The organism is Pseudomonas sp. MWU16-30322, assembly GCF_020515535.1.
Classification (GTDB): domain Bacteria; phylum Pseudomonadota; class Gammaproteobacteria; order Pseudomonadales; family Pseudomonadaceae; genus Aquipseudomonas; species Aquipseudomonas fluorescens_H.
The window spans coordinates 423173-443265 of sequence record NZ_JAIWYL010000003.1; the positions used below are offsets into that span (position 1 = coordinate 423173).

General features: G+C 61.1%; 14 protein-coding genes and 2 tRNA genes. 12 read left to right on the top strand and 4 right to left on the bottom strand.

Annotation, left to right across the window (positions count from 1 at the left end; genetic code table 11):
- Nucleotides 1-2 precede the first annotated feature (2 nt).
- The 10 genes from LCH64_RS07730 (at nucleotide 3) to LCH64_RS07775 (ending at nucleotide 13034) form a co-directional block, all read left to right on the top strand.
- Nucleotides 3-1430 (top strand): N-acetylmuramoyl-L-alanine amidase, encoded by a 1428-nt coding sequence (locus tag LCH64_RS07730; RefSeq protein ID WP_201137054.1) that lies wholly within the window; start codon nucleotides 3-5, stop codon nucleotides 1428-1430.
- A gap of 5 nt (nucleotides 1431-1435) precedes the next feature.
- Nucleotides 1436-3334 carry a DNA mismatch repair endonuclease MutL gene (gene mutL / locus LCH64_RS07735; RefSeq protein ID WP_177434721.1) on the top strand — a complete coding sequence of 633 codons (1899 nt, stop codon included), beginning with the start codon at nucleotides 1436-1438 and terminating at the stop codon, nucleotides 3332-3334.
- Nucleotides 3334-4305: a tRNA (adenosine(37)-N6)-dimethylallyltransferase MiaA gene (gene miaA / locus LCH64_RS07740; RefSeq protein WP_226499900.1), complete on the top strand. Its 972-nt coding sequence runs from the start codon at nucleotides 3334-3336 to the stop codon at nucleotides 4303-4305. Before mutL ends, miaA begins: the two co-directional genes overlap by 1 nt.
- A gap of 94 nt (nucleotides 4306-4399) precedes the next feature.
- A complete protein-coding gene (gene hfq, locus LCH64_RS07745; RefSeq protein WP_003221112.1) occupies nucleotides 4400-4660 on the top strand; it encodes an RNA chaperone Hfq in 261 nt (86 codons plus the stop codon).
- Nucleotides 4661-4672: 12 nt separating this feature from the next.
- Nucleotides 4673-5974, top strand: coding sequence for a ribosome rescue GTPase HflX (hflX, locus tag LCH64_RS07750; protein ID WP_003221114.1), 1302 nt, complete (start codon nucleotides 4673-4675; stop codon nucleotides 5972-5974).
- Nucleotides 5975-6070: 96 nt separating this feature from the next.
- The gene (hflK, locus tag LCH64_RS07755) at nucleotides 6071-7246 is read left to right on the top strand and encodes an FtsH protease activity modulator HflK (protein ID WP_003221116.1); all 1176 of its coding nucleotides are present in this window, start codon (nucleotides 6071-6073) and stop codon (nucleotides 7244-7246) included.
- Nucleotides 7246-8115 carry a protease modulator HflC gene (gene hflC / locus LCH64_RS07760; protein WP_226499901.1) on the top strand — a complete coding sequence of 290 codons (870 nt, stop codon included), beginning with the start codon at nucleotides 7246-7248 and terminating at the stop codon, nucleotides 8113-8115. Before hflK ends, hflC begins: the two co-directional genes overlap by 1 nt.
- A gap of 313 nt (nucleotides 8116-8428) precedes the next feature.
- On the top strand, nucleotides 8429-9616 hold the full coding sequence (locus LCH64_RS07765; protein WP_226499902.1) for an ATP phosphoribosyltransferase regulatory subunit: 1188 nt from the start codon (nucleotides 8429-8431) through the stop codon (nucleotides 9614-9616).
- Nucleotides 9617-9670: 54 nt separating this feature from the next.
- Nucleotides 9671-10960: an adenylosuccinate synthase gene (locus tag LCH64_RS07770; RefSeq protein WP_003221122.1), complete on the top strand. Its 1290-nt coding sequence runs from the start codon at nucleotides 9671-9673 to the stop codon at nucleotides 10958-10960.
- Nucleotides 10961-11099: 139 nt separating this feature from the next.
- A complete protein-coding gene (locus LCH64_RS07775) occupies nucleotides 11100-13034 on the top strand; it encodes a methyl-accepting chemotaxis protein (protein WP_003221124.1) in 1935 nt (644 codons plus the stop codon).
- A gap of 108 nt (nucleotides 13035-13142) precedes the next feature.
- On the opposite strand, the gene LCH64_RS07780 is transcribed toward LCH64_RS07775, so the two are convergent.
- The 4 genes from LCH64_RS07780 to LCH64_RS07795 form a co-directional block, all read right to left on the bottom strand.
- Nucleotides 13143-14708 carry an iron ABC transporter permease gene (locus tag LCH64_RS07780; protein WP_226499903.1) on the bottom strand — a complete coding sequence of 522 codons (1566 nt, stop codon included), beginning with the start codon at nucleotides 14706-14708 and terminating at the stop codon, nucleotides 13143-13145.
- Nucleotides 14708-15718, bottom strand: a complete 1011-nt coding sequence (locus LCH64_RS07785; protein WP_226499904.1) for an iron ABC transporter substrate-binding protein — start codon at nucleotides 15716-15718, stop codon at nucleotides 14708-14710. The genes LCH64_RS07780 and LCH64_RS07785 overlap by 1 nt, the downstream gene beginning before the upstream one ends.
- Nucleotides 15719-15933: 215 nt before the next feature.
- Nucleotides 15934-16020: transfer RNA gene (locus tag LCH64_RS07790), tRNA-Leu, on the bottom strand.
- A gap of 181 nt (nucleotides 16021-16201) precedes the next feature.
- Nucleotides 16202-16288: transfer RNA gene (locus LCH64_RS07795), tRNA-Leu, on the bottom strand.
- A gap of 225 nt (nucleotides 16289-16513) precedes the next feature.
- On the opposite strand from LCH64_RS07795, the gene rnr reads away from it, so the two are divergent.
- Both rnr and rlmB read left to right on the top strand, forming a co-directional pair.
- On the top strand, nucleotides 16514-19147 hold the full coding sequence (rnr, locus tag LCH64_RS07800) for a ribonuclease R (protein ID WP_103522253.1): 2634 nt from the start codon (nucleotides 16514-16516) through the stop codon (nucleotides 19145-19147).
- On the top strand, nucleotides 19144-19908 hold the full coding sequence (gene rlmB, locus LCH64_RS07805; RefSeq protein ID WP_003221131.1) for a 23S rRNA (guanosine(2251)-2'-O)-methyltransferase RlmB: 765 nt from the start codon (nucleotides 19144-19146) through the stop codon (nucleotides 19906-19908). Before rnr ends, rlmB begins: the two co-directional genes overlap by 4 nt.
- The last annotated feature ends 185 nt before the right edge of the window (nucleotides 19909-20093 follow it).

Genomic DNA, 20093 nt, shown 5'->3' on the forward strand with positions numbered 1-20093 from the left:
TGATGGGGTTAGGTATGCGCTTTCGCGCGTTGGTGGCTGCCGCAGGACTGATGTTGATGGCAGTGGCCGTCAACGCTGTGGCCGACACAAAGGTCAACAGCGTGCGCCTGTGGCGGGCGCCGGACAATACGCGACTGGTCTTCGACCTGAGCGGCCCGGTGCAGCACAGTGTCTTCACCCTGACCGCACCGGATCGGCTGGTGATCGACATCAATGGCGCCACTCTGGGTGCGCCGTTGAAAGTGTCGACCGCCAACACGCCGATCACCGCGATGCGCTCGGCCCAGCGCACGCCGACCGACCTGCGGGTGGTCATCGACCTGAAAAAAGCCGTCACCCCGAAAAGTTTCTCGCTGGCGCCGAACGCGCAATATGGCAACCGTCTGGTGGTCGACCTGTTCGACAACGCCGCCGATGCCGCCCCGCCGCCAGCTCCGACGCCTTCGGTTGCGACCGTGCCGGCAGTGCCGGTGACGCCTTCGGAACCGGCGATCAAACTGCCACCGGCCCCGGCCGGCAAACGCGACATCATTGTGGTGATCGACGCCGGCCACGGCGGCGAAGACCCGGGTGCGTCCGGCTCGCGCGGCCAGCGTGAGAAAGATGTGGTACTGCAGATCGCCCGCGAACTGCAGCGTCAGGTCAACGGCATGAAAGGTTTCCGTGCCGAGCTGACCCGGACCGGCGACTACTTCATCCCGTTGCGCGGCCGTACCGAAATCGCCCGCAAGAAGGGCGCCGACCTGTTCGTGTCGATCCACGCCGACGCCGCGCCGTCTGCGGCAGCCTTCGGCGCCTCGGTGTTTGCCCTGTCCGATCGCGGCGCAACGTCGGAAACCGCCCGTTGGCTGGCCGACAGCGAAAACCGTTCCGACCTGATCGGTGGTGCCGGCAACGTCAGCCTCGACGACAAGGACCGCATGCTCGCCGGCGTGTTGCTCGACCTGTCGATGACCGCGTCGCTGACTTCCAGCCTCAACGTCGGCCAGAAAGTCCTGACCAACATTGGTCGCGTGACCCCGTTGCACAAACAACGCGTGGAGCAGGCCGGGTTCATGGTGCTGAAATCGCCGGACATCCCGTCGATTCTGGTCGAAACCGGCTTCATCTCCAACGCCAACGAAGCGAACAAGCTCTCTGCATCAAGCCATCAGCAGGCGCTGGCGCGTTCGATCAGCAGCGGTGTGCGGCAGTTCTTCCAGCAGAACCCGCCACCGGGCACCTACATTGCCTGGCTGCGTGACTCCGGCAAAATCGCCCAAGGCCCGCGCGATCACCGCGTGAGTCCGGGTGAGACGCTGGCGATGATCGCCGTGCGTTATCAGGTGTCGCCCGCCACGCTGCGCAGTGCCAACAATCTCAGCAGCGATGAGCTGAAGGTCGGTCAGCACTTGACCATTCCTGGCACCGAACTGGCGTCCAAAGAATGAACCAGGTGTTGAACGCCGCACGCATCGAACTGCTCAGCCCGCGGCTGGCGAACCAGATCGCCGCCGGTGAGGTGGTCGAGCGCCCGGCTTCGGTGATCAAGGAATTGCTGGAAAACAGTCTCGACTCTGGTGCCAAGCGCATCGACGTCGATGTCGAGCAGGGCGGCGTCAAGCTGCTGCGGGTGCGTGACGACGGCAGTGGCATTTCCGCCGACGACCTGCCGCTGGCCCTGGCCCGTCACGCCACCAGCAAGATCCGCAATCTCGAAGACCTCGAACAGGTGATGAGCCTGGGCTTTCGTGGTGAAGCGCTGGCCTCGATCAGCTCCGTGGCACGCCTGACCCTGACCTCGCGCACCCGCGACGCCGATCAGGCCTGGCAGGTCGAGACCGAAGGTCGCGACATGGCGCCTCGCGTTCAGCCGGCAGCGCATCCGGTCGGCACTTCGGTGGAAGTGCGCGACCTATTCTTCAACACGCCAGCGCGGCGCAAGTTTCTCAAGACCGAAAAAACCGAATTCGATCATCTGCAGGAAGTGATCAAGCGTCTGGCGCTGGCGCGTTTCGACGTGGCCTTCCATCTGCGCCACAACGGCAAGACCATCCTCAGCCTGCACGAGGCCCACGATGATGCGGCCCGCGCCCGGCGGGTGGCGGCGATTTGTGGTTCGGGCTTCCTCGAGCAGGCGCTGCCGATCGAGATCGAGCGCAACGGTCTGCACCTGTGGGGCTGGGTCGGGTTGCCGACCTTCAACCGCAGCCAGGCGGACTTGCAGTATTTCTTTGTGAACGGCCGGGCGGTGCGCGACAAACTGGTGGCGCACGCGGTGCGTCAGGCTTATCGCGATGTGCTGTTCAACGGTCGTCATCCGACCTTCGCGCTGTTTTTCGAGGTTGATCCAGCAGCGGTGGACGTCAACGTGCACCCGACCAAGCACGAAGTGCGTTTCCGTGACGGGCGCATGGTGCATGACTTCCTTTACGGCACGTTGCACCGCGCACTGGGCGATGTGCGTCCGGAAGATCAACTGGCCGGTTCTGTCACCACTGCTGTCGTCCGTCCAACCGGCATCGAGGCGGGTGAATTCGGCCCCCAAGGCGAAATGCGTCTGGCGGCCAACGCGCTGCTGGAGCAGCCGCAGGCGCAACCGGTGTTCAATACTTCGTCGGGCGCCAGCGCTGGCGGCGCTTATCAGTATCAGTACACGCCGCGTCCGCAGTCGGCTGTGCCGGCGGCCGAGGCACAAGCCGCTTACCGCGAGTTCTTCGCACCGTTGCCGGAAGCGAATGCCAACGCGCTGCCAGCCGGCCAGGAAGACATTCCGCCGCTCGGTTACGCGCTGGCGCAACTCAAGGGCATCTACATTCTGTCCGAGAACGCTCAGGGACTGGTGCTGGTGGACATGCATGCCGCGCACGAGCGGATCATGTACGAACGCCTGAAAATCGCCATGGCCAGCGAAGGTCTCAGCGGCCAGCCGCTGCTGGTGCCGGAGTCGCTGGCGGTCAGTCAGCGTGAAGCCGACTGCGCCGAAGAACATGCCGCATGGTTCCAGAAACTGGGCTTCGAACTGCAGCGTCTGGGCCCGGAAACATTGGCGATCCGCCAGATTCCGGCCCTGCTCAAACAGGCCGAGGCCAATCGGCTGGTGGGTGACGTGCTGTCGGACCTGATGGAGTACGGCACCAGCGACCGGATTCAGGCACATCTGAACGAACTGCTCGGCACCATGGCCTGCCACGGCGCGATCCGCGCCAACCGGCGCCTGGCCCTGCCGGAAATGAACGGCCTGCTGCGCGACATGGAAAACACCGAGCGCAGCGGTCAATGCAACCATGGCCGACCGACCTGGACCCAACTGGGCCTGGACGATCTGGACAAACTGTTCCTGCGCGGTCGTTGATGAGCCAGCTTCCTCCAGCGATTTTCCTGATGGGCCCGACCGCTGCGGGCAAGACCGACCTGGCCATCGAGCTGACCAAGGTGCTGCCGTGCGAGCTGATCAGCGTCGATTCGGCGCTGGTCTATCGCGGCATGGACATCGGCACCGCCAAGCCCTCGAAAGAACTGCTGGCCGAATTTCCGCACCGGCTGATCGACATTCTCGATCCGGCTGAAGCCTATTCGGCTGCGGATTTCCGCCGCGATGCCCTGCAAGTCATGGCTGAAATCACCGCGCGCGGGAAAATTCCGCTGCTGGTCGGCGGCACCATGCTCTATTACAAGGCTTTGGTCGAAGGTCTGGCGGACATGCCGGCGGCGGATCCCGAGGTTCGTGCGCAGATCGAAGAAGAGGCTGCACGCCTTGGCTGGCAAGCCCTGCACGAGCAACTGGCGCTCATCGATCCGGTGTCGGCGGCACGCATTCACCCGAACGATCCGCAGCGCCTGAGTCGTGCGCTGGAGGTCTATCGGGTCAGCGGTCAAAGCATGACCGCCCTGCGTCAGCAACAATCTGCGCAAAGTACTGAAGCAGCCGCTTCGGGACAGCAACAATTGCCCTATACTGTCGCGAACTTGGCCATTGCTCCGGCAAATCGCCAGGTACTGCACGAGCGCATTAAACAAAGATTCACAAATATGCTGGAACAGGGGTTCATCGACGAGGTCGTAGCCCTGCGTAAAAGAAGTGACCTGCATTCCGGGTTGCCGTCTATACGTGCGGTAGGCTACCGCCAAGTCTGGGACTACCTGGATGGCAAGCTGTCGTTAGCCGAAATGCAGGAACGCGGCATCATTGCCACGCGTCAATTGGCCAAACGCCAGTTCACCTGGCTGCGCAGCTGGGAAGAACTGCACTGGCTGGACAGTCTTGATTGCGACAATCTGCCACGCGCCTTGAAATACCTTGGGACCATCTCCATATTGAGCTGAGTCCTTGCAATTGCCGTCTATCCTTGGGGGTGTGGCGGCCAAAGCCATCTGAATTACCTATTTTTATTATTGAATCCTTAAAGGAGTGCGGCACATGTCAAAAGGGCATTCGCTACAAGACCCTTACTTGAATACTTTACGTAAAGAGAAAGTTGGGGTTTCCATCTACCTGGTCAACGGTATCAAACTGCAAGGCACGATCGAGTCGTTCGACCAGTTCGTTATCCTGCTGAAAAACACCGTGAGCCAGATGGTTTACAAACACGCTATCTCTACAGTCGTGCCAGTACGTCCAATTCGTCTGCCTAGCGCAACCGAATCCGATGCAGGTGACGCTGAGCCAGGTAACGCCTGATAGGAGTCTCCTTTGTTCTTTGAGCGCCACGGTGGTGGTGAGCGAGTCATCCTCGTTCACTTGGAAGGTCAGGACCCTGAGGCGCGCGAAGATCCGCAGGAGTTTCAGGAATTGGCTAATTCGGCGGGCGCCGAGACCGTTGCGTTTTTTAACGTACCGCGTCATCGGCCAACCGCCAAATTCCTGATTGGCAGCGGCAAGGTCGAGGAATTACGCGACCTGGTCCATGCCGAAAAGGCCGATCTGGTGATTTTCAATCACATTCTCACGCCCAGTCAGGAACGTAACCTCGAACGTGTTTTCGAGTGTCGCGTGATCGACCGTACCGGCCTGATCCTCGATATCTTCGCCCAGCGCGCCCGTACCCATGAAGGCAAGCTCCAGGTAGAACTGGCCCAGCTTGACCACATGAGCACCCGGCTGGTTCGCGGCTGGACTCACCTTGAGCGTCAGGGTGGTGGTATCGGCATGCGTGGTCCGGGTGAAACCCAGCTCGAAACCGACCGGCGTCTGCTGCGGGTTCGCCTGCGGCAGATCAAGGGTCGTCTGGAAAAAGTACGCAGCCAGCGCGAGCAATCGCGACGCGGCCGCTCCCGTGCGGATATCCCTACCGTTTCTCTGGTGGGCTATACCAACGCCGGCAAATCCACGCTGTTCAATAACGTGACCAAATCCGAGGTGTACGCGGCCGACCAGTTGTTCGCCACGCTGGACCCGACCTTGCGCCGTCTGGAACTTGACGACCTGGGGCCGATTGTCCTGGCGGACACGGTAGGGTTCATTCGGCACTTGCCGCACAAGCTGGTCGAAGCATTTCGGTCTACGCTCGAAGAGTCGAGCAATTCCGACCTGCTGTTGCACGTGATCGATGCGGCCGAACCGGATCGCATGTTGCAGATCGAGCAGGTGATGGTGGTGTTGGGCGAGATCGGAGCCCAGGACTTGCCGATCCTCGAGGTATACAACAAACTCGATTTGCTTGAAGGCGTTGAGCCACAGATCCAGCGCGATGCCGATGGCAAACCGCAGCGGGTCTGGCTGTCGGCGCGTGATGGCACGGGTCTGGAATTGCTTGAGCAGGCCATTGCCGAGTTGCTGGGCAGTGATTTGTTTGTGGGGACATTGCGCTTGCCACAACGGTTCGCTCGACTGCGTGCGCAGTTCTTCGAACTCGGTGCGGTACAGAAAGAAGAGCATGACGAAGAAGGCATCTGCCTGCTGGCCGTTCGTTTGCCCCGGGTCGAGTTGAATCGACTGGTAAGCCGCGAAGGATTGCAGCCGATGGAATTCATCGAGCAACACACTTTGCAATAAAAGCCTGGCAAAGCGGTTGTGCCGCGACGGCAGGCATTCTGTAGCATTGGTCGGCGCGCCGTGGGTGCGTCTTTGCTTTATCAGATGGAGAGCGCTATGGCTTGGAATGAGCCGGGTGGCAACTCGAATAATCAGGATCCTTGGGGTGGCAAGCGCCGCAATAACGGCGACCGCAAGGGGCCACCGGATCTCGACGAGGCCTTCCGAAAGCTGCAGGAAAGCCTGAACGGGTTGTTCGGTGGTGGTAAGAAACGCGGTGGTGATGACGGCGGTGGTTCGGGCAGGAGTGGTGGCGGCTTCGGCGGTCTGCTCGGCATCGGCCTCGTCGTGCTGGCGGCTGTCTGGCTGTACAGCGCGGTCTATGTGGTCGACGAGCAGGAGCAAGCCGTGGTGCTGCGCTTCGGCAAGTACTACGAGACGGTCGGCCCCGGCCTGAACATCTACTTCCCGCCGATCGACAAGAAGTACATGGAGAACGTCACGCGTGAGCGTGCCTACACCAAGCAGGGCCAGATGCTGACCGAAGACGAGAACATCGTCGAAGTGCCGCTGACCGTGCAGTACAAGATCAGCAACCTGCAGGACTTCGTACTGAACGTCGATCAGCCGGAAATCAGCCTGCAGCATGCGACCGACAGCGCCCTGCGTCACGTGGTGGGTTCGACCGCCATGGATCAGGTGCTCACCGAAGGTCGTGAATTGATGGCCAGCGAAATCAAGGAGCGTCTGCAACGCTTCCTCGATACCTATCGCACCGGTATCACCGTCACTCAGGTCAACGTACAGAACGCGGCAGCCCCGCGTGAAGTGCAGGAAGCCTTCGACGACGTGATCCGCGCCCGTGAAGACGAGCAACGTTCGCGCAACCAGGCTGAAACCTACGCCAACGGCGTCGTGCCGGAAGCCCGTGGTCAGGCCCAGCGCATCCTCGAGGATGCCAACGGTTACCGCGACGAAACAGTCTCGCGCGCCAAGGGTGAGGCTGACCGCTTCACCAAACTGGTGGCCGAGTATCGCAAGGCACCTGAAGTCACCCGCCAGCGTCTGTACCTGGACACCATGCAGGAAGTCTTCAGCAACACCAGCAAGGTACTCGTGACCGGCAACAAGAACGGCCAGAGCAACTTGCTTTATCTGCCGCTGGACAAAATGATTCAGAACAGTTCGGGCAGCAATGCACCGGTGACCGGTTCGGCCGCTGCCAGCAACAACACGGATGTCGCGCCGCATGTCACTGATCTGCCGCAGACACGCACAAGGGAGACCCGCTGATGAGCAATAAATCGCTGATCGCCCTGATCGTTGGCGTTGTTGTGGTACTGGTGGGCTGGAACTGCTTCTACATCGTGGCTCAGACCGAGCGTGCGGTGTTGCTGCAATTTGGTCGTGTGGTTCAGGCCGATGTTCAGCCAGGTCTGCATGTGAAAGTGCCTTACGTTAACCAGGTGCGTAAATTCGACGCACGTCTGATGACGCTGGATGCACCGACACAGCGCTTCCTGACCCTGGAAAAGAAAGCCGTAATGGTCGATGCCTACGCCAAGTGGCGCGTGAAAGATGCCGAGCGCTTCTACACCGCGACTTCCGGCCTCAAGCAAATCGCCGATGAGCGTCTGTCCCGTCGCCTGGAATCGGGCCTGCGTGACCAGTTCGGCAAGCGCACCCTGCACGAAGTGGTGTCGGGTGAGCGTGATGCGTTGATGGCTGACATCACCGCGTCGCTGAACTCGATGGCGGAAAAAGAGCTGGGTATCGAAGTGGTCGATGTCCGGGTCAAGGCCATCGATCTGCCGAAGGAAGTGAACCGCAGCGTGTTCGAACGTATGAGCACCGAGCGTGAGCGTGAAGCTCGCGAGCACCGCGCCAAGGGTAACGAGCTGGCCGAAGGCATCCGTGCCGACGCCGATCGTCAACGCCGCGTGTTGCTGGCTGAAGCCTATCGTGAATCCGAAGAGATTCGCGGTGATGGCGATGCCCAGGCCGCTGCGATCTACTCCAAGGCCTACGGTCAGGATCAGGAGTTCTATGGTTTCTACCGTAGCCTGCGTGCCTACCGTGAAAGCTTCGCGAACAAATCCGACGTCATGGTTCTCGACCCAAGCAGCGACTTCTTCCGTTACCTGGAAAAGTCCAAGCCTTGATACGACGTTGACCTGAATCACTCCGCCCGGCGGCTAAAACCTCGGGCGGGGTGATCCTTTGGGAAAACGTGTGTATGATGCGGCAGCCGGGAAATTCCCGGCTTTTTTGCGTCTGCACGTTTGATTGCTGTTTTTTGTTGCAGGCATCGGGTTGAATGGCCCGAGAGTATTTCGAGGAAAGTGATGGGCGAAGCCGGTAACAGGCCTTTCGCCGCGTCGTTCATGCGCGTGCGTTTTGAACGAGTCGGTCATTTTCTGCTTCACTCAAGGCTCGCCCGCAGGCTGGCCGCCCGGATCAAAGGGGAATGGCGTAATGGCAACGGTAGACCGCTGGCTGCTGCCAGATGGCATCGAAGAAGTACTGCCACCGGAAGCGGCGCGCATTGAAGTCGCGCGTCGTCAGGTGTTGGATCTGTTCCAGAGCTGGGGTTACGAGTTTGTCGTGACTCCCCATATCGAGTACCTGGAATCCCTGCTGACCGGTGCGGGCCAGGATCTGGATCTGCGTACCTTCAAGGTCATCGACCCGCAGTCGGGCCGGCAGATGGGTTTCCGTGCCGACATCACGCCGCAGGTGGCGCGCATCGATGCGCACACCCTGCGTCGCGAAGGCCCGAGCCGTCTGTGCTATGCCGGCAGCGTGCTGCATGCCCAGCCGCGTGCACTGTCGTCCTCGCGCAGCCCGATCCAGCTGGGTGCCGAGCTGTACGGCGATGCCAGCCCGAGCAGCGACGTTGAAGTGATCAGCCTGATGCTGGCCATGCTGCAACTGGCCGATGTGCCGGACGTGCACATGGACCTTGGTCATGTCGGCATCTATCGTGGCCTGGCGCGCGCCGCCGGTCTGTCCGGTGAAGTCGAGCAGCAGTTGTTCGATGCGCTGCAACGCAAGGCCATCGACGAGGTCATTACCTTGACCGAGGGCCTGCCGGCCGATCTGTCCGGCATGTTGCGGGCGCTGGTCGACCTGTGTGGCGGCCGTGAAGTGCTGAGCGCCGCCCGTGAGCGTCTGGCCAATGCGCCGGCGCCGGTGCTGGCCGCGCTGGAAGATTTGCTGGAGATCGCCGATCGTCTGGCGACGCGTTTCCAGGAGCTGCCGCTGTACTTCGACCTGGGCGAGCTGCGCGGCTACCACTACCACACCGGTGTGGTGTTCGCGGTATTTGTCCCGGGCGTGGGCCAGTCCATCGCTCAGGGCGGTCGTTACGACGACATCGGCGCCGACTTCGGTCGTGCCCGTCCGGCGACCGGCTTCTCTACCGATTTGAAAACCCTGGTGACCCTGGGGCGTGCTGAGATCGAGCTACCGTCTGGCGGTATCTGGATGCCTGACAGTACGGATGCGGCACTCTGGCAGCAGGTTTGCCAGTTGCGCAGTGAGGGTCAGCGTGTCGTTCAGGCGTTGCCTGGACAACCTTTGGCCGCCGCCCGTGATGCGGACTGCGACCGGCAATTGATTCAGCAGAACGGGCTTTGGCAAGTATCGCCACTGGCTTCTTGAGTTTTCCTGCCGGCCATCGCCGGCACCAAGTTTGCGCGAATGAGGACAAGTGTTATGGGTAAGAATGTCGTAGTCCTGGGCACCCAATGGGGTGATGAGGGCAAAGGCAAGATCGTTGATCTGCTGACCGAACATGCTGCCGCCGTAGTGCGCTACCAAGGTGGCCACAACGCTGGCCACACCCTGGTGATCGACGGCGAGAAAACCGTCTTGCACCTGATCCCGTCGGGCGTGCTGCGCGAAGGCGTGCAGTGCCTGATCGGCAACGGCGTGGTGGTTGCACCTGACGCCCTGCTGCGTGAGATCACCAAGCTGGAAGAGAAAGGCGTACCGGTGCGCGAGCGCCTGCGTATCAGCCCGTCCTGCCCGCTGATCCTGTCCTTCCACGTGGCGCTGGACCAGGCCCGTGAAAAAGCCCGTGGCGAGCTGAAGATCGGTACCACCGGTCGCGGCATCGGCCCGGCTTACGAAGACAAGGTTGCACGTCGTGGCCTGCGCGTGGGCGACCTGCTCAACATGCCGCGCTTCGAAGACAAGCTGCGTGAACTGGTGGATTACCACAACTTCATGCTGGTGGGTTACTACAAAGAGCCGGCCATCGAGTTCGAAAAGACCCTGGCCGAGTGCAAGGAATACGCTGAGCTGCTCAAGCCGCTGATGCTCGACGTGACTGCCGAGCTGCACGACCTGCGTCGCGCCGGCAAAGACATCATGTTCGAAGGCGCCCAGGGTTCGTTGCTCGACATCGACCACGGTACCTACCCGTACGTGACCAGCTCCAACACCACCGCAGGTGGCGTGGCGACCGGTTCGGGCGTTGGCCCGATGTTCCTGGACTACATCCTGGGCATCACCAAGGCATACACCACTCGCGTTGGTTCGGGCCCATTCCCGACTGAGCTGTTCGACGACGTGGGTGCGCACCTGGCCAAGCAAGGTCACGAGTTCGGCGCTACCACCGGCCGTGCCCGTCGTTGCGGCTGGTTCGACGCCGTCATCCTGCGTCGCGCGATCGATGTGAACAGCATCTCGGGCATCTGCCTGACCAAGCTGGACGTCCTCGATGGCCTGGAAACCATCAACATCTGCACCGGCTACAAGGACGCGCAAGGCAACGCCGTGGCGCCGACCGACGCTGACAGCTACGTGGGCCTGCAGCCTGTGTACGAAGAAGTGCCGGGCTGGACCGAATCGACCGTGGGTGCCAAAACCCTGGAAGAGCTGCCAGCTAACGCTCGTGCCTACATCAAACGCGTTGAAGAGCTGATCGGCGCGCCGATCGACATTATTTCGACGGGCCCGGATCGCAACGAAACCATCGTTCTGCGTCATCCGTTCGCTTGATAAGTCGTTGATGTAAAAAACAAAGGCCCCTTAATCGGGGCCTTTGTCGTTTATGCCTGTTGGACGGCATGACCTTTGCTGTAAATCTTCCTACAAGAGTGCCATCAAATTAATGGCGTCAGAAGTAGAGGGATTCACAGTGTCGGCCGTTCTCTCACTGTTACAAAGCCGTTTGTTGCGGCCCGTGTTCGTTACCCTTGGTATCGCCCTTTTGGTGCAAGTGCTGGTGGCAGTCGCCCTGACACGAAGCACCGTCACGGCGCTGGAAGCCGATCTCGGCACTCGCCTCGGCGCAGACAGCCAGAAGCTTTCGGGTGAGCTGGAGCAAGCCGGGCGTGAAGTCACGTCGAGCCTCGACGCCTTGTCCGCCAGTACTCGTCAGCGTCTTACTGCGGGTCTGTCTTCGCGTCTGGAAGAGGAGCAGGCGCAGCTGCGTACGACTCTGGAAAAAGACCTAAAGGACTCGGCCAACGACATGGCCCAGTTGCTCGCCTCGGTCGCGCCCCGTGCCATGTGGGATAACGACGTACCGACCCTCTCCGAGTTCGCCCGGCGCGCCCAGCGCAATCCCAACGTGCTGTTCGTGGTCTACGATGACGCCACCGGTCAGCACCTGACGCGTTATCTCAATCGCGAAAACCCGATCAACAAGGCCTTGCTGGAAAAAGGCCAGGGCGAGCGTGCGCTCGATAAAGTGCTGGATGCGGCGAAGAACGATCCGTCGGTCTACTACCTCGAGGCCTCGATCAACCCCAATGGTGTGGAAATCGGCAAGGTGCTGATGGGTGTCTCGACGGCGTCGGTGGAAACTGATCTGGCGGCGCTCGACAAACGTTTCTCGGCGCTGATCGCCAGCAGTGATCAACTGGTCGGCGACAGCCTGAAGGGGGCGGCTGCTGACAGCGCCACGGCCATGCGCGCCCGCCTGCAGTCGGCGCAGTCCACGGCTGCCGAGATGAAGGCTAATACCGCGAGCACCGTGCAGGATGCCGCGGGGACGCTACGCTGGCGGATCGGCATGGGCCTGGCGCTGGTTGGATTTGGCGTACTGCTGTTGCTGGCGGTGGTGCTCGGTCATCGGGTAGTCAATCGCCTGAAGATGCTCAACGCGGCGATGGATGATCTGGCGGCGGGCGAGGGCGATCTGACCAAGCGCGTGCAGATCAACAGCAAAGACGAGATCGGCGACATGGCGTCGGCGGTCAATCGCTTTGTGGATAAGTTGCAGCCGATCGTGCGCGAGGCGGGCGACGTGGCCCAACGTACCGGCGTGGAAATCGGCGCCATGACCCTGCGCAATGCCGGTGCCGATGCGGCGGCGGGGATGCAGCGTGATGAAGTGGCGGAAAGTCTGCGCGCGCTGTCGCAAATGGCTGACGAGGCGCAATCGGAAAGCCATGCCATGCAGGCGGCGTTGAAACAGGTGGTGGATATTCGCCAGGCCACCGACGAAAACACTCGGACCTCGGCGAAAGTAGGCAGCCTGATCGAGGCGCTGGCCGGACAGGTCGACACCGGGGCGAAAGTCATTGAGCGACTGGCGCAGCAGAGCGAACAGATCGAAGTGGTGCTGACGGTGATTCACGGCATCGCCGAACAGACCAACCTGCTGGCGCTTAACGCGGCGATTGAAGCCGCGCGGGCCGGCGAGACCGGGCGCGGTTTTGCCGTGGTCGCGGATGAAGTGCGCGCCTTGGCGAGCAAGACACAAAGCTCGACCGGCGACATTCAGGCGCACATCGTCGCGTTGCAGCAGGGCGCGCGTGAGGCGGTTGAAGCGATCGGACAGGCCGGGCGTCAGGCCAGCGAAGGTTTGCTGGTGTTACGCGACAGCGCACGCCTGCAGCAGTCGGTGCAGGCCTCGGTCGAGCAGGTGCATGCGGCGATTGGTCTGGCGACGCAGGCGGCGGCGCATCAGGCGCAGGGCGCGCAGGCGGTGCGTGGGCGGGTCGAGACGATTCATGCCCAGGCCGAGAAAGCCGCGCAGGCGGTGGTGGAAACCACGGCCAGTGGCAAGGTGCTGGATGGTTTGGCGGCGCAGCTGAAGGCAAGCCTGGGGCAGTTCAGGGCTTGAGGTCGTCTGGCGGGCCTCTTCGCGAGCAAGCTCGCTCCCACATTCGATCGCATTCCTCTGGTGGGACTCGGTCAAAATGTGGGAGCGAGCCTGCTCGCGAAAGCGGGGTCAGCGGCTCAGATACATCCGCGTCGTCAACAGATATACCGGCAACCCGGACACCACTATCAACAACGCCGCATAAGGCGCTGCCGCCGCAAACTCGACGTTCGCGGTATGCGCCCAGACTTCGGTCGCCAGCGTGTTAAGCCCGGTCGGGCTCAGTAGCAACGTCGCCGTCAGTTCCTTCATTGCGTCCAGAAACACCAGCGCAAACGCCGCGCCCAGTGTCGGGAAGATGATCGGCAGGGTCACCCGGCAAAACGCGGTGAACGACGACGCCCCCAGCGTGCGTGCCGCTTCTTCCAGCTGCGGCGCAGCCTTGTTCAGTGCCGTACGAATCGGTGCCTGCGCCAACGGTAGAAACAGCAACGCATAAGCGATCAGCAGTAATGCCGAGGTCTGGTACAGCGCCGGCACGTAATGCAGGGCGAAATACACCAGCGTCAGCGCAATCACCAGGCCTGGCAAGGCGTGGAGCAGATACGGCAAGCGCTCCGCCCAGATCGCCAGTCGACCCTTGTAACGCACCACTAGCAGCCCCACCGGCACTGCCAGCAGCAAGCACAAAGCTGCGCCACCGAGCGACAAGGCCAGCGAAGACAGCAGAGCCTCGGTGATCGCTGCGACCGGGAAGGCCGCCGATGAGCCAACCGCCAGCCAGTACGCGAGCATGCCCAGCGGAATCCCGCTGCCGACGATCGCCAGCAGCAGACAATACAGCTGACCGACAACGGCCCATGGCCCGAGACGCACTTGTTCGGCCTGACGCGCCGCGCCTTGGCCTGTGCGCACATGCCGACCCTTGCCGCGCACCCGCAGCTCCAGCCACAACAGCATCAGACACAGCGCGAGCAACACCGCCGAAAGCATCGCCGCGTTGGCGTTGCTGAATTCCAGTTCGAATTGCTGGTAGATCGCCGTGGTGAAGGTTTGCAGGCCGATGATCGACAGCGCGCCGAACTCGACCAGCATGTGCAGGGCAATCAGCAGCGAGCCGGCCAGCAGCGACGGCCAGAGCAGCGGCAGGGTGACGCGGAAAAACACGCCCCAGCGATTCTGTCCCAAGGTGCGAGCCGATTCTTCAAGGGACGGATCGAGGTTGCGCAGGGTCGCCGCGACCGGCAGAAAGATCAGCGGATACTTCGACAGGCTCATCACCAGAATCGCCCCGCCAAGACCTTCGAACTGGGCGCTCAACGACACCCAGGTGAAGCTGCTGACGAACGCCGGCACCGCGAATGGCAAGCACAGAATCACCCCCCACAGGCGTCGTCCCGGTAGATTGCTGCGCTCCAGCAGCCATGCCAGTGACAGGCCGATCACGCCGCAAGTCAGCGTTACGCCGACCATCAGCGCCAGGGTGTTGCGCAGCAGACCGAATACGTACGGGCGCCACAACAGGTGCAGCGCTTCGGCCCACCCGGCCTGCCAGGCTTTCAGGCCGACATAGGCCAGAGGCAACAGGCTCATGACCACCAGCAATAAAACCGGCAGCACCAGCCAGATCGACGGCCGTTTGCGTCGTGGCACATAACCCCCGCGCGCGGCGGGGGCGGATAACGATGTGGCCATCAGTTCAGGCCAACTTCACGTTCCAGGTCCAAGGCTTCTTCGGCGTTGCCCAGATCGGCCGGGGTCACGTTTGGCGCTTGCAGTTCGCTGAACGGCTTGAGCCCGCGATCCGATTCCATGCCTTTGTGCAGTGGGTATTCGGCGGTGGTCTGGGTGATCACGCGCTGGCCTTCCTCGCTGGCCATGTAGGCGAGGAATTGCTGGGCTTCTTTTGGATGTTTGCTGGATTTGAGGACGGCAGCGCTGGAAACAGTGATCAGCCCGCCGACGTCGCCGCCGGTGAAGTAATGCAGTTTCGAGTCGAGTTTGCCTTTCTCGCGTTGCAGAGCGAACCAGTAATAGTTGTTCACCAGCACCGTGGCGACTTCGCCGTTTTCCACGGCTTTAAGGGCGACCATGTTGTTGCTGTAGGTCTTGCCGAAAGCGCGCAGGCCGGTCAGCCATTCCTCAGCGGCGTCGCGACCATGCATCTTGATGATCGCCACGGCCTGTTCCTGGAAGGCGCCGCTGGTTGGTACGAAACCGACTTTGCCTTGCCATTTCGGATCGGAGAATTCCATCACCGACTTCGGCAGGTCTTTCTCATCGACCAGTTTCGGGTTGTAGGCAACCACGCGAACCCGGGCGGTGACACCGATCCAGGTGCCGTTGCCGGCGACGTATTGCTTGGGCAGCACGGCCAGCGTGGCGTCGTCGGTATTGGCCAGCAGACCTTGCTCGCCGAGGTTGTTCAGTGGCGGGGATTCTTCGGTGTAGATCACGTCGGCGGGGGAGCGGTCGCCTTCTTCGATGACCTGGCTGGCGAGCTGGTTGCTGCTGCCCTTGCGTACATTGACGTGGATGCCGGTCTTGGCCTCGAAGGCCTTGGCGATCGCATCGCCGACTTCCTTGTGTTGACCGTTGTAGAGCGTCAGGGAAACCGCATCGGCTGCCTGGGTGAGGGGAGTGGCGAGTGCCAGGCCGAGCAGGGTGAAGGTCAAGCCGCGGCGCAGGGTATTTCGAAACATCATTCGCAGGGTTCCTCACTGTCGCATTGCAAAAACTTGCAACAATGATAAACGATATTGTTTCTCAAGTGCGCCTTGCGGGGAGGGCGGAGGTTTGCTAGAGCATGATCTGGTGATCATGTGTGGCGAGGGAGCTGCAGGTTTTCAAACGCCAGAAACGCAAAAACCCGCTTTCGCGGGTTTTTGGGAAACTCAAGATCGTGACCTTGAGTTTGAATTGGTGCCCAGAAGAAGACTCGAACTTCCACGACCGTAAGGTCACCAGCACCTGAAGCTGGCGTGTCTACCAATTTCACCATCTGGGCATTCATCGCGAGCGTTGCCGCTGTTGATGTGGCGCACTATACGGAGCGCTTTTTGATCTGTAAACCCCTGATTTAATTTTAGTTAATCGGTTTTAACAAATCGGTTGCTTAGAATGCAAAAAACCCGCTTTCGCGGGTTTTTGTGTGAGCCTTGAAACTGATCTAGTCTCAAACTCGAAATTGGTGCCCAGGAGAAGACTCGAACTTCCACGACCGTAAGGTCACCAGCACCTGAAGCTGGCGTGTCTACCAATTTCACCACCTGGGCATCTCGCCAACGTGTGTACGTCGTCGATGGCGCGCACTATACGGAGCGCCTTTTTAACTGTAAACCCCTGTCAGCAAAAAAAATGAATTTTTTTACCGGCGGTGTTCAAAAGGGCTTTCAGGCGTCGATACAAGCCTATAGAAGGGCCTTATAGAGTCGGAAATTTCCCGTTTGATGGCGCCTATGCCAAACTAACCCGCATATAGACAAGGTGAAAACTCTCTAATGGCCGATTGGCAGTCCCTCGATCCCGAGGCCGCTCGTGAAGCGGAAAAATATGAAAACCCTATTCCCAGCCGCGAACTGATCCTTCAGCACCTTGCTGATCGGGGTTCGCCTGCTGCCCGTGAGCAACTGGTCGAAGAGTTTGGTCTGACCACCGAAGACCAGATAGAAGCCCTGCGCCGCCGTCTGCGCGCCATGGAGCGCGACGCTCAATTGATCTACACCCGCCGTGGCACCTATGCGCCAGTGGACAAGCTCGACCTGATCCTCGGCCGCATCAGCGGTCACCGTGACGGTTTCGGTTTCCTGGTGCCGGACGACGGTAGCGATGACCTGTTCATGAGCCCGGCGCAGATGCGTCTGGTGTTCGATGGTGACCGCGCGCTGGCCCGTGTTTCCGGTCTTGATCGTCGCGGGCGCCGTGAAGGGGTGATCGTCGAGGTGGTGTCCCGTGCCCACGAAACGATCGTCGGTCGCTACTTCGAAGAGGGCGGTATCGGTTTCGTCGTTGCCGACAACCCGAAGATCCAGCAGGAAGTGCTGGTTACTCCAGGCCGCAACGCCAACGCGCAGATCGGTCAGTTCGTCGAGGTGAAGATCACCCACTGGCCGACGCCGCGGTTCCAGCCGCAGGGTGATGTGGTCGAAGTGGTCGGCAACTACATGGCGCCGGGCATGGAAATCGATGTCGCGCTGCGTACCTACGACATTCCGCATGTCTGGCCTGAAGCGGTGCTGAAAGAAGCCGCCAAGCTCAAGCCGGAAGTCGAAGAAAAAGACAAAGAGAAGCGTGTCGACCTGCGCCACCTGCCGTTTGTCACCATCGACGGCGAAGATGCCCGCGACTTTGACGACGCAGTCTACTGCGAAGCCAAGCCCGGCAAGCTGCGCCTGTTCTCCGGTGGCTGGAAGTTGTACGTGGCGATTGCCGACGTTTCCAGCTACGTGAAAATCGGTTCGGCGCTGGACAATGAAGCCCAGGTGCGCGGCAACTCGGTGTACTTCCCCGAGCGCGTGGTGCCGATGCTACCTGAGCAGCTGTCCAACGGCCTGTGCTCGCTGAACCCGCACGTCGATCGTCTGGCCATGGTTTGCGAGATGACCATCTCCAAGTCCGGCGAAATGACCGACTACTGCTTCTATGAAGCGGTAATTCACTCCCACGCCCGCCTGACCTACAACAAGGTCAGCGCGATGCTGGAAACTCCGAAAGCCACCGAAGCGCGCAAGCTTCGCGGTGAATACACCGACGTGGTGCCGCACCTCAAGCAGCTCTATGCGCTGTACAAAGTGTTGCTGGCTGCCCGTCACGTGCGTGGCGCGATCGATTTCGAAACGCAGGAAACCCGGATCATCTTCGGTTCCGAGCGCAAGATTGCCGAAATCCGTCCGACCACCCGTAACGATGCGCACAAGCTGATCGAGGAATGCATGCTGGCGGCCAACGTGGCCACCGCCGAATTCCTCAAGAAGCACGAAATCCCTGCGCTGTACCGTGTCCACGACGGCCCGCCACCGGAGCGTCTGGAAAAACTGCGCGCGTTCCTCGGCGAACTCGGCCTGTCTCTGCACAAAGGCAAGGATGGCCCGTCGCCGAAGGACTATCAGGCCCTGTTGGCGAGCATCAAGGACCGTCCGGATTTCCATCTGATCCAGACCGTGATGCTGCGCTCCCTGAGTCAGGCGGTGTACAGCGCCCAGAACGAAGGTCACTTCGGCCTGAATTACGAAGCCTATACCCACTTCACTTCGCCGATCCGACGTTACCCGGACCTGCTCACGCACCGCGCCATCCGCAGCGTGATCCATTCGAAACAGGACACTCCGCACGTTCGTCGTGCCGGGGCGATGACCATTCCGAAGGCGCGCATCTATCCGTATGACGAAGCGGCGCTGGAACAACTCGGCGAGCAGTGCTCGATGAGCGAGCGCCGTGCCGACGAAGCCACCCGCGACGTGGTGAACTGGCTCAAGTGCGAGTTCATGAAGGATCGCGTCGGCGAGTCGTTCCCGGGCGTGATCACTGCGGTGACCGGTTTTGGCCTGTTCGTCGAGCTGACCGACATCTACGTCGAAGGCCTGGTGCACGTCACCGCGCTGCCGGGCGATTACTACCACTTCGATCCTGTGCATCACCGCCTGGCGGGCGAGCGCACCGGTCGCAGCTTCCGTCTTGGCGATACCGTTGAAGTGCGCGTGATGCGCGTCGACCTCGACGAGCGCAAGATCGACTTCGAGATGGCTGAAAAAACCATCAGCGCGCCGATTGGTCGCAAGAAGCGCGGCAGCGAAAGCACCGCTCCGGCAGCGACCAAGGCTGTGGAAGAGAAGGCGCCGGCGAAAACCGCCAGCCGTCGTCCAGCCAAGGAAAAGGCTACCGAGGCTTATCGCCCGAGCGATGCCGTGGCGAAAAACGCCGAGCTGCGCAAAAGCCGTGAAATGAAGAAGGCCTTGCTGGCCGACGCCAAAAGCGGTGGTAAAGCGGCGTCTGGGGGAAAGACCGGACGGTCGGCGCCTGACAAGGCCGCCGGCGGCAAGCCAGCCAAACCGAGCAAACACCGTAAAGGCCCGCCGAAAGCGGGTTCGGCTCCAGCCAAAAGTGGCGGGTCGCGTAAACCGAAGGCGAAGTCATGAGTCAGTTGGAAAAAATCTACGGCGTTCACGCGGTAGAAGCGTTGTTGCGTCACCACCCGAAACGCGTCAAGCAGATCTGGCTGGCTGAAAGCCGCAACGATCCGCGCGTGCAGACCCTGATCGAACTGGCCAACGAAAATCGTGTGCAGATCGGTCAGGCCGAGCGCCGCGAAATGGACGCCTGGGTTGAAGGTGTACACCAGGGCGTGGTCGCGGACGTCAGTCCGAGTCAGGTCTGGGGCGAGGCGATGCTCGATGAGCTGCTCGACCGCACCGAAGGTGCACCGCTGTTGCTGGTGCTCGACGGCGTGACCGACCCGCACAACCTCGGTGCCTGCCTGCGTTCGGCGGATGCTGCCGGCGCGCTGGCGGTGATCGTGCCCAAGGACAAGTCGGCAACCCTGACGCCGGTGGTGCGTAAAGTGGCCTGCGGCGCGGCGGAAGTGATTCCGCTGGTGGCGGTGACCAACCTCGCGCGCACCCTGGAAAAGCTTCAGCAGCGCGGTCTGTGGGTAGTCGGCACGGCGGGTGAGGCCGAGGTCAGCATTTATGACCAGGACCTGACCGGACCGACCATCCTGATCATGGGCGCCGAAGGCAAAGGCATGCGTCGCCTGACCCGCGAGCACTGCGACTATCTGGTGAACCTGCCAATGGCCGGTAGCGTCAGCAGCCTCAACGTGTCCGTGGCAACCGGCGTGTGCCTGTTCGAAGCGCAGCGTCAACGCGGTGCCAAGGCCAAGGCAGCAGCCAAGAAATAAGGCTGTACGCAAGCAAACTGTGGGAGCGGGCTTGCTCGCGAAAGCGGTGTGTCAGACAACAATAATGTTGCCTGATGAAACGCATTCGCGAGCAAGCCCGCTCCCACAGTGTTTTGTGCGAAGGCGAAGAAATGGTGATTGTTCAAATAATCACCAATTGCCTTGCACCTCTGCAGTCCCTTCTC